Source organism: Roseovarius faecimaris (assembly GCF_009762325.1).
Lineage (GTDB): Bacteria > Pseudomonadota > Alphaproteobacteria > Rhodobacterales > Rhodobacteraceae > Roseovarius > Roseovarius faecimaris.
Genome location: NZ_CP034348.1, coordinates 2,299,566 through 2,312,370 on the forward strand (window position 1 = coordinate 2,299,566; position 12,805 = coordinate 2,312,370).

Here is a 12,805-nt window from a genome sequence, read left to right on the forward strand (position 1 = left end):
CGCGCGTCAGACCTCGAATGTGAGGGTCATCATGTCATAGGCCGGCGTGATGAAATCTGGGGTTTCACCGACAAGGGTCCGATAGTCCATGTCGATATGCATATTGGTCAGGATGCCCTGCCGGGGGGCGGCACGGTGCAGCCATTCGAGCGTCTGCTCAAGATGCGAATGCGTCGGGTGGGGGGTGCGGCGCAGGGCATCGCAGATGAAGGTGTCGAGCCCTGTCAGCACGGGCCAGACCTCCTCGGGGATGGTGGCCACGTCGGGCAGATAGGCGAGGTCTCCAACCCGGAACCCCAGCGCCTCGATCGAGCCGTGCCCCACCTCGAACGGGGTCATCGGGATCGGCCCGCCGGCCCCCTCGATCACCATATCGCCCTTGATCGTGTGCATGTCGAGGATCGGCGGATAGGGCGAGCCTTCGGGTTGGATGAAGGCATAGGCGAAGCGGTCATAAAGCGCGTTCTGTGTATCGCCATCGGCCCAGACCGGCAGGCGGCGCTTCATGTTGAAGACGATCATGCGCAGATCATCAAGCCCGTGCACATGATCGGCATGGGCATGGGTGAAGACCACGGCATCAAGCTCGCCCACGCCCGCATCGAGAAGCTGCGCCCGCAGATCGGGCGAGGCGTCAATGAGAACGCGGGTGGTGCCGCCCTCGCCTTCCTGCTCGATCAGCATTGAGCAGCGGCGGCGATAGTTGCGCGGCTCTTCGGGGTCGCAATCGCCCCAGTGGCCGCCCAGGCGCGGCACCCCGCCCGAGGAGCCGCAGCCGAGAATGGTGAACCGCCGGACCGCCATCACGCGGCGGCCTCGAACCGGGCCACCTTCCAGAAGAGCCGGTCGAAATTGGCCTGCGTCTGGGCGGCAAACTCGGGCCAGTCCATGCTGAACACATCGGCCCCCACCTGTGCGGTGTGCAGGGTAAAGGCCGGTTCGTTGCGCTTGCCGCGATGCGGTGGCGGCGCGAGATAGGGCGCGTCGGTTTCCACCAGAATGCGGTCAACGGGTGCGGCGCTGAAAATCTCGCGCAGATCGGTCGAGCGCGGGAAGGCGGCAATGCCCGACATTGACAGGTAAAACCCGAGATCAAGCGCAGCTGTGGCGAGGGCCGCGGAGGACGAAAAGCAATGCATGACGCAGGTATAGGCCCCGGCGCGGTATTCCTCGGTCAGGATGCGGGCCATGTCGTCATCGGCGTCGCGGGCATGGATGATCAGCGGCAGGCCGGTCTGGCGTGCGGCCTCGATATGCAGGCGCAGGCTCTCCTGCTGCACGGCGGCACTTTCGGAGGTGTAGTGATAATCAAGCCCGGTCTCACCGATGCCCACGAACTTCGGATGCTGCGCCAGTTGGATCAGCTCGTCCACCGTCGCCATCGGCTCTTCGGCCACGCTCATCGGGTGGGTGCCTGCGGCGTAGAAGACGGGCGCATGCGCCTCGGCAATGGCGCGCACCGCGGGTTCATTGCGCAGCCGCGTGCAGATCGTGACCATGCGGGTCACCCCTGCCTCGACGGCGCGGGCGACAACGGCGGCGCGCTCTTGCTCGAAATCGGGGAAGTCGAGGTGGCAATGGCTGTCGGTGATCTCTGGGCGTGTCATGGGTGTCCCTGGCCGCCCCTCAGCGGACGGCGGTCGATTGCATCTGGAACACCATATCTAAGACGAGCGCGGCAGGGTCAAGGTTCACCGCGCGGCCCTGACGCGCACGGGCGGTGATCTGTTGCGCAAGATCAGCCCATTTCCGGGCCGTATGCGCATCGGGTGCCAGCCGGGCAAAGGTGGCGGCCTCGCCGGGGGCGGCTTCGACGGCGGGCGGGGTGCCGGTGGCCCCGCTGCGGGCCAGCCGGGCCAGCGCGAGATCGGTGAGGGTAAAGAGAAGGTCGGGCATCTCCCCTGCCCCGCGGGCCGAGACCGCGTCAGCCAGTTTCAGCGCGCGCGGGCGGTCGAGCCGCGGCAGGGAGGCGAGGATGGCCAGAAGCTCCTGGTAGAGCGCGAGCCCGCCCTGATGCGTCAGGCGCAGGGCGTTGCCGACCGACCCCGCCGCCAGTTCAGCGAGCGCATCGGGCAGCGCATCCCCGACACCGGCCTGCACGAGCGCCGCGTTGAGGTCAGGCGGGGACAACGGCGCAAGCCGCAAGGCGCGGCAACGGGAGCGGATGGTGGGCAAAAGCCGCGCGGGCTGATGCGAGACCAGGAGCAGCGTGGTGCGCTCGGGCGGTTCCTCCAGCATTTTCAGCAATGCGTTGGCGGCGGCGGTGTTCATCTCGTCGGCGGCATCGACGATCACCACCCGGCGACCGGCATCGACGGCGCTGAGATGGATGAACCGGGCAAGCTCGCGGATTTCATCGACGCGGATGAAAGCCGAGAACTTGCCCTCTTCGAAATTCTTCTGACGGTCCCGTTCGGTGGTGCCCGCCCCGCCCCGGCGCAGCAGGTGCAGCCCCGGGTCGGAACCTGCCGCGATCCGGCGCGCGACGGGATGATCGGGCGAGATATCGAGCGATGTGGGCCGAGGCGGCGCATCGCCAAAGAGCCCGCCCTCCTGCGCCTCGGGCGTGGCCAGAAGGAAGCGCGCGATGCGCCAGGCCAGCGTCGCCTTGCCCACGCCGCGCGGCCCGGTGAGCAGCCAGCCATGATGCAACCGGCCTGTGTTATAGGCGTCGAGAAAGGCGGCCTGTGCCGCATCCTGTCCGTAAAGCTGCAGAGTTTCGCGCGGGTGCGGCGCGCCCTCGACGCGGTCCGGCTCGGGCGCGGTGTCGCTCATCCCAGCCGCCCCGCGACCACGGCCTGCACCGCCTCGGCCACGTCCTCGACCGGCTGCGCGCCGTCGATCACGGCAATCCGGTCCGGAAACTCCTTCGCCAGCGCCAGAAAGCCCGCGCGCATCCGCGCCTGCAGGCCGGAGCCGAAGCTTTCGAAACGCTCTTCGCCGGTGCCGCGCGACAGGGCGCGGCCAAGGCCCAGTTCGGGGTCCATGTCGATCAGCAGGGTCAGGTCCGGCTCGTGCCCGATCATCAGATCATGCAGCGCGTCCACCTTGGCACGCATGTCGCCGCTGCGCAGGCCCTGATACATGCGGGTCGAGTCCGCGAAGCGGTCACAAATCACCACCTGCCCAGCGGCCAGCGCGGGCCGGATGGTGCGCTCCAGATGATCGCGGCGGGCGGCGGCGAACAGCAAAAGCTCGGTCTCGGCGGACCAGCGGTCGGGCTCGCCTTCGAGCACCAGCTTGCGGATTTCCTCGGCCCCGGGGCTGCCGCCCGGCTCACGGGTGAGGATCACATCACGCCCCTGCCCCTCCAGCCAGTCGGCCAGAAGCCGCGCCTGGGTGGATTTGCCCGAGCCGTCGATCCCCTCAAAGCTGATAAACACGCCGCCTGCGGTCAAAGCGCGCCCTCGGGCCCCTGTTGCAGCCGGGTCAGAAGCAGTTGGGACACGGTCCTGATGCGGGGCATGAAGCCGCCTTTGAGCACATCCTCCATCGCCACCAGCGGCACGCGGGTCTCGGGCAGTCCCTCGGGAGAGAACACAAGCTCGCCCACAGTATCGCCCTTCATCACAGGCGCGCGCAGCGGGCCGGTATAGATCACCTCACCCTTGATGCCGCCCGAGGCCAGCACCGGAATGAGCGAGCTGACATCCTTGTCCACGGTCAGGCCCACGCTTTCGGCATCGCCCATCCAGACCCTGGCGCGCGCCACCTCGGTGCCCGAGCGTACCAGCTCTTTCTGGGTGAACTGGCGGAAGGCCCAGTTGACGATCGCCTCGGCCTCCTGCGCGCGGGCCTGGGCGGTGTCGAGCCCGGAGATCACGAAGACCACCCGCCGGTCGCCCTGCAGGGCCGATCCGACAAGGCCAAAGCCCGCCTCCTGGGTGTGGCCGGTCTTGAGCCCGTCGGCGCCGATCCCCAGTTTCAGCAGGGGATTGCGGTTCTGGGTGTTTTGCGGCGCGCGACCATCGAACTTGAACTCGGTCTCGGCGAACATCGGGTAATATTGCGGGAAATCCTCGATCAGGTGCCGCGCCAGCAGCGCCAGGTCACGCATCGACATCCGGTGCCCGGCGGCAGGCCAGCCCGAAGCGTTCACGAAGGTCGAGTTTGTCATGCCCATCTGTTGCGCGCGCTGGGTCATGTAACGGGCGAAACCGGCCTCGGTCCCGTCGGGGCTGAGCGCCTCGGCGATCACGACACAGGCGTCGTTGCCGCTGAGCACGATGATCCCGCGAATGAGATCCTCGACGGTCACCCGGTCGGTGGTGTCGAGAAACATGGTGGAGCCGCCAAAGCTCATCGCGTGTTTCGAGACCGGCAGTTTCTCGGCCATGGAAAGGCGCCCGTCGCGAATGGCCTCGAAGGCCACATAGAGCGTCATCAGCTTGGACATGGATGCAGGCGGAAGCGGCACATCGGCATTCTTCTGCATCAGGACGGTGCCTGTGGTCACATCCATCACGAAGGCCGATTTGGCCCGTGTCTCGAAGGCGTCAGCAGCCCCGGTCAGGCCACAAAGCGCCAGAACGAGGGTCAGAAGGGGCAGCAGTCGGGTCATGTCATCCTGGGTCAGTTGGTCACGGGATAGGCATCGTCAAAGCCGATCCCCTTGATTTTCTTGAGCAGGGCCGAGCGTTCGGCACTGTTGGCGGCGGGGCCCACGATCACGCGCCAGAAGGTCTTGCCCGAGGCGGACTGTTCCTTGACGGTGGGCACCATGCCGGCCTGACGCATGGCGGTCGCGGTATTGTTGGCATTCTGCTCGATCGAGAAGATGCCGATCTGGATATAGGGTTTGGACAGTGAAGAGGTCTGCGGCTTGGGCGCGGGCGTGGGTGCAGAAGCGGGTGCCGCGGCGGCAGTGGCGGTGGCGGCTTCGGCCTCGTCAATCGCGGCGGCGGCCCCGGCCACGGGATCGAGAGCTGTGGCCTCGATCGAGTCCGGCGCGGCCAGCTCTTCGGTCATGGCCTCATCGGCGCCGGTGTCTTCGGGGGCCGTCTCCCGGCGCAGCGCGGTGACCTGAAGCTGCGCGGGCGCCCCGGCAAGCATCCCGAGCGCCGCGGCGGCATCGGAGGACACCTGCAGGATCGGGCCCGGATTCTCGCGCTCCCGGCGGAACAGCGCGCCGATGACGAACTTGTTGTTGGCCTGGTTGCGGATGATCACACGCTCGGGCTCACCCACCTCAGGATGCGCCACCCAGACACCGCCAAGCGAGGGACGGCCATCCCAGAGCCCGCTGTCGGTGACCTGAAACACCTCGGGCGCCTCGACATCGCGCTCGACAAGACGCGTGGCTTTGGCGGTGGCGGTGGCTTCTGTGCCCGCCTCGGCCTGCGGCTTGGGCTGGAACAGATTGAACTGCTGGACCTCTTCACAGCTAGCGAGCGCCGCCAGACTGATCATAGAAATCATGAGTTTGCGCTGCCCGCTCCCAACGCCTGTCCGAAGAAGTGTCATGCCTTGCCCCTTGCCTGAGACCGCACCTTTCCGGCGCGGCGTCCCGGTTTATCCGGTTTTGCTGCTTCGTCACGCGGGCGAGCCCGCATCGGCAGTCTAGCGGCACTTGTCGGTCAAGAAAAGAGTCTGCTGCGTTTTCGGCGGATTTCCCCAAGCTGCAAACTCCTTCATTCGGTGCTTTCAGAATCGCGCTGGCCCGATTACTCAGGGCACGCCGGAGGAGTGGCAGAGTGGTCGAATGCACCGGTCTTGAAAACCGGCGTAGGTGAAAGTCTACCGTGGGTTCGAATCCCACCTCCTCCGCCACGCTGCCTTTCCAGGTCTTTCCCATCTCCGGTCATTGCCCGGCGCGCGCGGTGTGCGCCGTCAGACTGAGGTGTATATGAGCTGCGCCAGTTGATGCGCGTTTTCGCTTGCCCCCTGCCGGAGCAGGATGTGATAGCCGAAATGCGTATCGGTGCTCTCGGCCAGGGGGCGCACGAGGCTGCCGTCGCGCAGGGCGGCTTCGACCAGGTGGTCCCAGCCCAGCGCCACCCCAAGCCCCGCGCGCGCCGCGTCAAGCAGCGCCATGTATGAGTTCGTGCGCATGAGGATACGCGCCGCCGACGGGTCGAGGCCCGTCTCGGTCATCCATATCCCCCAGTTCATCCAGTTCCAGTGCATGTAGTCGAGATCGATGAGATCGGCGCGCAGAAGGTCATCGGGTGTGCTGATCGGGCGGCGGGCCAGGTAATCCGGCGCGCAGACCGGGTAAATCTCGTCGGCAAAGAGCGGGCGGGCGACGAAGCCGGGCCAGTTGCCATCGCCATGCATCACGGCAACATCGGCGCTGAGCACCTCCTGCTCCTGATCGCTGGCGATGAGGTCGATTGCAAAGGGGGTTTCCTGCGTCAGCAGCGGGGCGAGGCGCGGCAACAGCCAGAGCTGAGCGATCGAGGTGTCACAGCCAAGCCGCAGGAACGGGCGTGTATCGCGCTGGCGCAGGCTCTGGGTGGCCGAGGTGAGGTGCTGGAGCGCGACCTTGACCCCGTTGAGCAGTTCACGGCCCTGCGCGGTCAGCACGATGGCGCGGTGTTCGCGGTCGAACAGCGGGATGTCGAGCAGGCTCTCCAGTTTGCGCACCCGCTGACTGACCGCCGACTGGGTGACCGACAGCTCCTCGGCGGCGCGGGTGAAACTGCCGAGCCGTGCCGAGGCCTCGAAAGGCACGAGCAGATCGAGCGGAGGAAGGTGATGGCTTTTCATTAGCAACACTTATGCAAATGGCGAAGAAACGAGCGTTTGTCACGGTCACTCATTATCTTGTCTAATGTCAAGCAAGAGAATCCCCAGCCCGACAGGAGGACATGATGACCTTACCTATCCTGAACCTGATGCCCGGTGACGCGCCGTTCCGCGCCGACCCGTCCGACAGTTACACCCTGCCCGCGCGTTTCTATCATGACGCGGAGATCTGGGAGCATGAGAAGGCGGCGATTTTCGCGCAAAGCTGGTATTATGCGGGCCATGTGAGCCAGGTGGCGCAGTCGGGCGAGTTCCTGACGGTGAAAATCCACGAGCAGAACATCTTTGTCGCGCGCACGCGCCAGGGCGATCTGAAGGCGTTCTACAATGTCTGCCCGCACCGGGGGCATGAACTGGTCTCGGGCACGGGCCGCAAGAACGTGATCACCTGCCCCTATCACGCCTGGGCCTTCGATTTTGACGGCACGCTGAAATCGGCGCGCAACACCGAGACAGTGAAGGGGTTTGACCGCAGCCAGTTTTCGCTCAAGGAAGTGCGGGTCGAGGTGTTCTGTGGCCTCGTGCTGGTCAATCTTGACCCCAATGCCACGCCCTTTGCCGAGCAGATGGGCGATCTGGAGAAAGAAATCCGGGCCTATGTGCCGTCGGTCGATGACCTGCAATTCGCCCAGCGCGACACCTATGAGGTTGAAGCCAACTGGAAGGTGCTGATCGACAATTTCCTTGAATGCTATCACTGCGCGCCCGCGCATAAGGATTTTGTCGATCTGGTCGATATGAATTCCTATCGCACGATCACCTGCGGGCTCTATTCCAGCCAATGCGCCGGCAAGCCGCGCACCACCAATGCCCGCGCCTACAAGTTCGAGGCGGGCGATGTTGATTTCGGCTATGCCGGTTGGTTCGTCTGGCCAAACTTCACGATCTGGGCCTATCCGGGCGAAGCGAACCTGAGTGTCTTGCAGATGAACCCGACAGCGCCCGAGAAATGCGTCGAGTTCCAGGACTGGTTCGTGAAGGACGGCAAGGTGACGGATCAGCTGCGCGATGCGATCAACTATCAGATCGAGGTGCTTCAGCCCGAGGATATCGGCCTGTGCGAAAGCGTACAGAAGGGGCTGAAATCGAGCGGCTACAATCAGGGTCGGTTTGTTGTGGACGCAGGCAAGACCGAACTGAGCGAACATGCGGTGCACCATTTCCAGCATCTCGTGGCGCAGGCGCTTGGCGCGAAACTTGACCCCGAGGAGGTATAAACAGATGCAATCGAGCGATGGAAAGACCCGCGACCTGATCACCTCCCGGCCCGGCGCGGGGTGGGATCACAACATGAACCGGCATGTCTATCATGACCTGGAGGCCAAGCACGGGCCGCATTACACGGTCTATAACCGGCGGTTCATGTGCGTCTATATGGACGATCTGCCGACCGATGAGGGGTATTGGCTGCTGCGCCAGAAGGCGGCGTGCCTGCATACCGGCGAGTGGCCGATCGAGTTCAGAGGCCCTGACGCGGCCAAGCTGATGGACCTTTTGTTCGTCAACAATTGCGCAAAGGTGCGCCCCGGGCGCTGTGGCTATGGGATTGCCTGCTTTGACGATGGCGGCCTGCTGGTCGACGGGGTGTTCCTGCGGCTGGCCGAGGACCGGTTCTGGTATGTGCAGGCCGATGGCGATTTCATCAACTGGGCGCGGGCGCATGCCAAGGACATGGATGTGACCATCACCGGCACGGACGTGAACGTGAGCCAGATCCAGGGGCCCAATGCGATGGCCATTCTGGAGGCGGCCGCGGCAGGCGGGATGCCCCAGCCCTTCGGCTATTTCGGGGCGGCGCAGGTGGATTTCGGCGGGCAAAAGGTCTGGATCACGCGCACCGGCTATACCAATGAGCTGGGCTGGGAGTTCTACACCGAGCCGCATCACGATCCCACAGCGCTCTGGGCGCATCTGGAGGCGGCGGGGGCCGAACATGGCCTGCGGCTTTTCGGGCTGGATTCGATGAATATCCGGCGGATCGAGGCGGGCATTCTGAATGCGGGCTCGGATTTCGACGAGACCACGACACCCTTTGACGTGCGACTGGGCCGGTTCGTGGATTTCGACAAGCCGGAGTTCATCGGCAAGGAGGCGCTGGAAAACGCGGCGCGAGAGCCGCGCCTGCACGGGCTCAGGGTCGAAGGCGGTGAGCCGCGGATCGGCGGCAGCGTCCGGATTGGCGAGCAGACGGTGGGCAGGATCACGGCCGCCGCGCACTCCCCTTTCCTGCAATGCGGCATCGGGTACGCGCTAATGCAGAGCGCGGCGCATGGGCCGGGCACTGAGGTGATGGTCGAGACCCGCGACGGGACATTCCTGCCCGGGCAGTTGAACGATCTGCCCTTCTATGACCAGAATGCGGAGATCCCGCGCGGCAAGAAGGTGGACATCCCCGAACGGCCCGCATGATGTAACCAGAAGGACAGTCCCCATGCTGCACCACCACCGCCGCGCGGTCTGGGCCGGTCTTTTTGCCGGGATCGCGTGGGGGCTGTTCTGGATTCCGATCCGGCTGGTGGAATCGGCCGGACTGGATGCGCCCTGGGCGATGGCGGTCTTTACGCTGGTGCCGATGGTCTTCTGCCTGCCCGTGGCCTGGTGGCTGCGGCGCGATTACGTGACCGGGGGACGCGGGCTGATCGGCGGCATCCTGGGCGGGGTGGCCTTCGCGCTTTATTCGGCCTCGTTGCTCTACACGGATGTGGTGCGGGCGGTGCTGCTGTTCTACCTCATGCCGATCTGGGGGTTCCTGCTGGGCTGGGCGATCCTGGGCGACCGGATCACAAAGCTGCGCTGGCTGGCCATCGCGCTTGGCATCATCGGTCTCTACGTGATCTTTGCCGGGGATACCGGCCTGCCCCTGCCGCGCAATATCGGGGATTGGTGCGGGTTGATCAGCGGGATGTTCTGGGCGGTGGGCTGTCTGCTCATTCTGGTGGATGAGCGGGTGGACCCGCGCATTCATGCGGTGAATTTCTTTGTGGTCGGGGCGATCATCTCGCTCGGGGCGGCGGTGCTGGCCAATGCCAACGGGCTGTCGGTGACACCAGACTGGGAGGCCGTGCAGACAAGCGTTCTGTGGATGATCCCGATCACGCTGTTGCTGGTGCTTCCCGCAGGCTTTGCCTCGATCTATGCGCCGACCAAGCTGAACCCCGGCGTGGTGGGGCTTTTGTTCATGCTGGAGATCGTCGTGGCCACCATCACCGCCGCGATCTGGGCAGGCGAGCCGATTGGCCTGCGCGAATATGCAGGGCTGGCGCTGGTTCTGTCAGCGGGGGTTCTGGAGCCGTTCGGCGCGTTGCTGCGGCCCAGGGCGAGCGCTGTTTAGCCACTCAACTGGCTACCAATGCGCCCCTGCATTGACCGAGATATCCTCCATCGTCAGCGCCGGGGCGGCCTCCGAGCACAGGAACGCCACAAGTGCGGCGATCTCTTCGGGTTGCACAAGACGGTTCTGCGGGTTGGCCTGGGCCAGATTGGCGATCTCCTCGGCCTGCGCGATGCCCTTTTCGGCGGCCATCCGGGCGGCGGAGGCACGCAGCATATCCGTCTCGACCCAGGTGGGGCTGACCGAGGTACAGGTGACACCATGCGGCGCGCCTTCGAGGGCGGTCACACGCGTCAGGCCCAGAAGCCCGGCCTTCGACGCGCAATAGGGCGCATGGTCAGGCATGGCGGTATGGGCGGCGGTGGAGGCGATGTTGACGATGCGCCCCCAGCCCGCGCCGATCATTTCGGGCAGCACCGCCCGGGTCATCAGGAAGGGGCCGGTCAGGTTGGTGTCGATCACGCGCGCCCAGTCGGCAAGGGAAAGCTCGGGCGTGGGGGCGACATGCTCGATCCCCGCCGCGTTGACGAGGATACCGACAGGGCCGAGCGCGGCGCGCACATCGTCGCAGAACGTCGCGACAGAGCCTTCGCTGCACACATCGAGCGGAAGGGCCAGCAGATCACCGTCCTGCGTGGCCTCCTGCACCCGCCGGGCGCCCACGGCGACGCGGTGCCCCTGCCCGGCCAGTGCACGGGCGATGGCGAGGCCGATCCCGGTCACCCCACCGGTGACGATGGCAACACGCGGCTCAGCCATGTCCCGCCTCCTTCGCGGCCATCTCTGCGGCGATCCAGACATCCGGGTCACCCAGGCTCATCTCACCATTGGCGTATTTGTCGAGCAGGGCATGCAGCCGGTCGCGCCCGAAAGAGCCGAAATGCCCGGCATGGACCGTCTGAACCGGCAGTTCGCGCAGGCGGGCATGGGAGGCCAGCAGCACCTCCGGCTCGGAATGGTAGAGATCATCGATCAGCGCCCCGTCATAGATCACATCGCCGCTGAAGAGCGTGCCTGTCGCCGCCTCATAGAGCGCGATCGAGCCCGGAGAATGCCCCGGCAGGTGAAAGACCTGAAAGACGCGGTCACCGAGGTCGATCACGTCGCCCTCGTCCAGCAGATCGGTCAGCGGCGCGGGGCGCACGGCAAACTGTTCATGCGAGAACCCCTCATAGGGTAGCGCGGTGAAGGTTTCGGCCCGGACATAGCCGGTGTCGGCCACGGTGTTGGCGGCGGTGGGGCCGGCGATGATCCCGGCCTCGGAGACGTGCCCGCAGCGGCAGTCGAACTGATTAAGACCGCCCGCATGGTCGAAATGGCTGTGCGTCATGATCGCCATGATCGGCCGTTCGGCAAGCTGCGCCACCTCCTCCACCAAAGGGCGCAGGCCCATGCCGGTGTCGATGATAAGGTCGCGGTCGCGCCCCTTCACATGCCAGATATTGCAGCGCAGCCAGTGGGCGACATGCACCTCCTCGATCCGGGTGACGCCATCGCCCAGATGATGCGCCATGTACCAATCCTGTGCGACCTCGGCCATGATCACCCCTTTGTTGGCTATTCGCTGAGCATCATGCTAATCTCTCGCGGCACGGCTTTCCAGCGTTGCAACCTCAGCGGGACATCATCAGGTTTTTTATTGACTCACCAGTCAATAACGATTTTGTTTGGCCTGAAGGCGCGGGCGTCTAATAATCGCCAAAAAAACTGCGTCACGACCTAAGGGAGATACATGATGAAAAAGACCACACTTCTTACTGCGGCAAGCCTTGTTCTGGCCGGGGCTGCCTATGCGGATAGCGATGAGACGATCCGCATTCCGATCAACGAATGGACCGGCCAGCATATCAGCGCCCATATCACCGGCACCCTGTTTGAAAAGGCAGGCTATACGGTGGAATACGTGACCGCGGGCGCCGTGCCGCAATTCGCCGCCATCGCGCAGGGCGATCTGGACCTGCAACCCGAGACCTGGACCAACAATGTGGGCGATATCTATCCCAAGGCGGTCGACTCGGGCGATATCGTGGTGGTTGGCGGCCTTGGCCTGCAACCGCAGGAAGGCTGGATCTACCCGCCCTATATGGCCGAAAAATGCCCCGGCCTGCCCAGCTATGAGGCTTTGTATGATTGTGCGCAGGCCTTTGCCTCGGCTGACACGTTCCCGAATGGCCGCCTGATCACCTATCCGGCGGACTGGGGCACACGTTCCAAGGACGTCGTGGCGCAGATCGGCATCCCCTTCGCACCCGTTGCGGGCGGCTCGGAAGGGGCGATGATCGCCGAGGCCAAGGCCGCCGTGGCCGCAGGCGACCCGATTCTGATGATGTTCTGGCAGCCGCACTGGCTCTTTGCCGAGAATGACTTCGATTGGGTGGCCTGGGACGCCGCCGATGGCGAATGCGTCGAGGAAAGCGGTCAGACCCGCGGCAGCGCCTGCGGCTTCCAGCAAGCCTCGATCGACAAGATCGCCAACAAGGACATGGCCTCGAAATGGCCCGGTGCCGCGGCCATTTACGAGGCGATGAGCATCGACAACGCCACGCAGAACACGCTGATGCTGGAGATCGACCAGAAAGGTCGTGATCTGGAGGAAGTCGTGGCCGAGTGGATCGACGCCAACGAGGCGACCTGGATGCCTTGGGTCGAGGCCGGCAAGGCAGCGATGCAGTAACCCCTGTTGTGACGCATGGGCGGCCCCGCTGGGAGGTGGGGCCGTCCTATTCT

General features: G+C 64.9%; 13 protein-coding genes and 1 tRNA gene. 5 read left to right on the forward strand and 9 right to left on the reverse strand.

The window, feature by feature from the left end:
* Positions 1 to 6 precede the first annotated feature (6 nt).
* From EI983_RS11765 to EI983_RS11790, 6 genes are read right to left on the reverse strand one after another with little or no spacing between them, the layout of a single operon-like run.
* The gene (locus EI983_RS11765) at positions 7 to 804 is read right to left on the reverse strand and encodes an MBL fold metallo-hydrolase (RefSeq protein ID WP_157707583.1); all 798 of its coding nucleotides are present in this window, start codon (positions 802 to 804) and stop codon (positions 7 to 9) included.
* Positions 804 to 1,607 (reverse strand): TatD family hydrolase, encoded by an 804-nt coding sequence (locus EI983_RS11770; RefSeq protein WP_157707584.1) that lies wholly within the window; start codon positions 1,605 to 1,607, stop codon positions 804 to 806. Before EI983_RS11770 ends, EI983_RS11765 begins: the two co-directional genes overlap by 1 nt.
* 19 nt (positions 1,608 to 1,626) lie before the next feature.
* Positions 1,627 to 2,775 (reverse strand): DNA polymerase III subunit delta', encoded by a 1,149-nt coding sequence (locus tag EI983_RS11775; RefSeq protein ID WP_157707585.1) that lies wholly within the window; start codon positions 2,773 to 2,775, stop codon positions 1,627 to 1,629.
* Positions 2,772 to 3,398, reverse strand: a complete 627-nt coding sequence (gene tmk, locus EI983_RS11780; RefSeq protein WP_157707586.1) for a dTMP kinase — start codon at positions 3,396 to 3,398, stop codon at positions 2,772 to 2,774. The genes EI983_RS11775 and tmk overlap by 4 nt, the downstream gene beginning before the upstream one ends.
* The gene (locus EI983_RS11785) at positions 3,395 to 4,561 is read right to left on the reverse strand and encodes a D-alanyl-D-alanine carboxypeptidase family protein (RefSeq protein WP_157707587.1); all 1,167 of its coding nucleotides are present in this window, start codon (positions 4,559 to 4,561) and stop codon (positions 3,395 to 3,397) included. The genes tmk and EI983_RS11785 overlap by 4 nt, the downstream gene beginning before the upstream one ends.
* Before the next feature lie 11 nt (positions 4,562 to 4,572).
* Positions 4,573 to 5,463, reverse strand: coding sequence for an SPOR domain-containing protein (locus EI983_RS11790; protein WP_246162141.1), 891 nt, complete (start codon positions 5,461 to 5,463; stop codon positions 4,573 to 4,575).
* Between the two features lie 216 nt (positions 5,464 to 5,679).
* Here EI983_RS11790 and EI983_RS11795 point away from each other — a divergent pair.
* A tRNA-Ser gene (locus EI983_RS11795) sits at positions 5,680 to 5,769 on the forward strand.
* Between the two features lie 60 nt (positions 5,770 to 5,829).
* On the opposite strand, the gene EI983_RS11800 is transcribed toward EI983_RS11795, so the two are convergent.
* Entirely contained in the window at positions 5,830 to 6,708 is an 879-nt protein-coding gene (locus EI983_RS11800) for a LysR substrate-binding domain-containing protein (protein WP_157707588.1), read from the reverse strand.
* Between the two features lie 104 nt (positions 6,709 to 6,812).
* Between EI983_RS11800 and EI983_RS11805 the strand changes: the two genes are divergently transcribed.
* The 3 genes from EI983_RS11805 to EI983_RS11815 are packed head-to-tail and all read left to right on the forward strand — an operon-like array spanning position 6,813 to position 10,078.
* Positions 6,813 to 7,964 (forward strand): aromatic ring-hydroxylating oxygenase subunit alpha, encoded by a 1,152-nt coding sequence (locus EI983_RS11805; protein WP_157707589.1) that lies wholly within the window; start codon positions 6,813 to 6,815, stop codon positions 7,962 to 7,964.
* Positions 7,965 to 7,968: 4 nt separating this feature from the next.
* Positions 7,969 to 9,156, forward strand: a complete 1,188-nt coding sequence (locus tag EI983_RS11810) for an aminomethyl transferase family protein (protein ID WP_198389284.1) — start codon at positions 7,969 to 7,971, stop codon at positions 9,154 to 9,156.
* A gap of 22 nt (positions 9,157 to 9,178) precedes the next feature.
* A complete protein-coding gene (locus EI983_RS11815) occupies positions 9,179 to 10,078 on the forward strand; it encodes a DMT family transporter (RefSeq protein ID WP_157707591.1) in 900 nt (299 codons plus the stop codon).
* 12 nt (positions 10,079 to 10,090) lie between these two features.
* Here the strand turns inward: EI983_RS11815 and EI983_RS11820 are convergent, their stop codons facing one another.
* A complete protein-coding gene (locus EI983_RS11820) occupies positions 10,091 to 10,837 on the reverse strand; it encodes an SDR family NAD(P)-dependent oxidoreductase (protein WP_157707592.1) in 747 nt (248 codons plus the stop codon).
* Positions 10,830 to 11,618 (reverse strand): MBL fold metallo-hydrolase, encoded by a 789-nt coding sequence (locus tag EI983_RS11825; RefSeq protein ID WP_157707593.1) that lies wholly within the window; start codon positions 11,616 to 11,618, stop codon positions 10,830 to 10,832. The genes EI983_RS11820 and EI983_RS11825 overlap by 8 nt, the downstream gene beginning before the upstream one ends.
* A gap of 195 nt (positions 11,619 to 11,813) precedes the next feature.
* On the opposite strand from EI983_RS11825, the gene EI983_RS11830 reads away from it, so the two are divergent.
* Positions 11,814 to 12,752, forward strand: a complete 939-nt coding sequence (locus EI983_RS11830; RefSeq protein ID WP_246162143.1) for an ABC transporter substrate-binding protein — start codon at positions 11,814 to 11,816, stop codon at positions 12,750 to 12,752.
* The last annotated feature ends 53 nt before the right edge of the window (positions 12,753 to 12,805 follow it).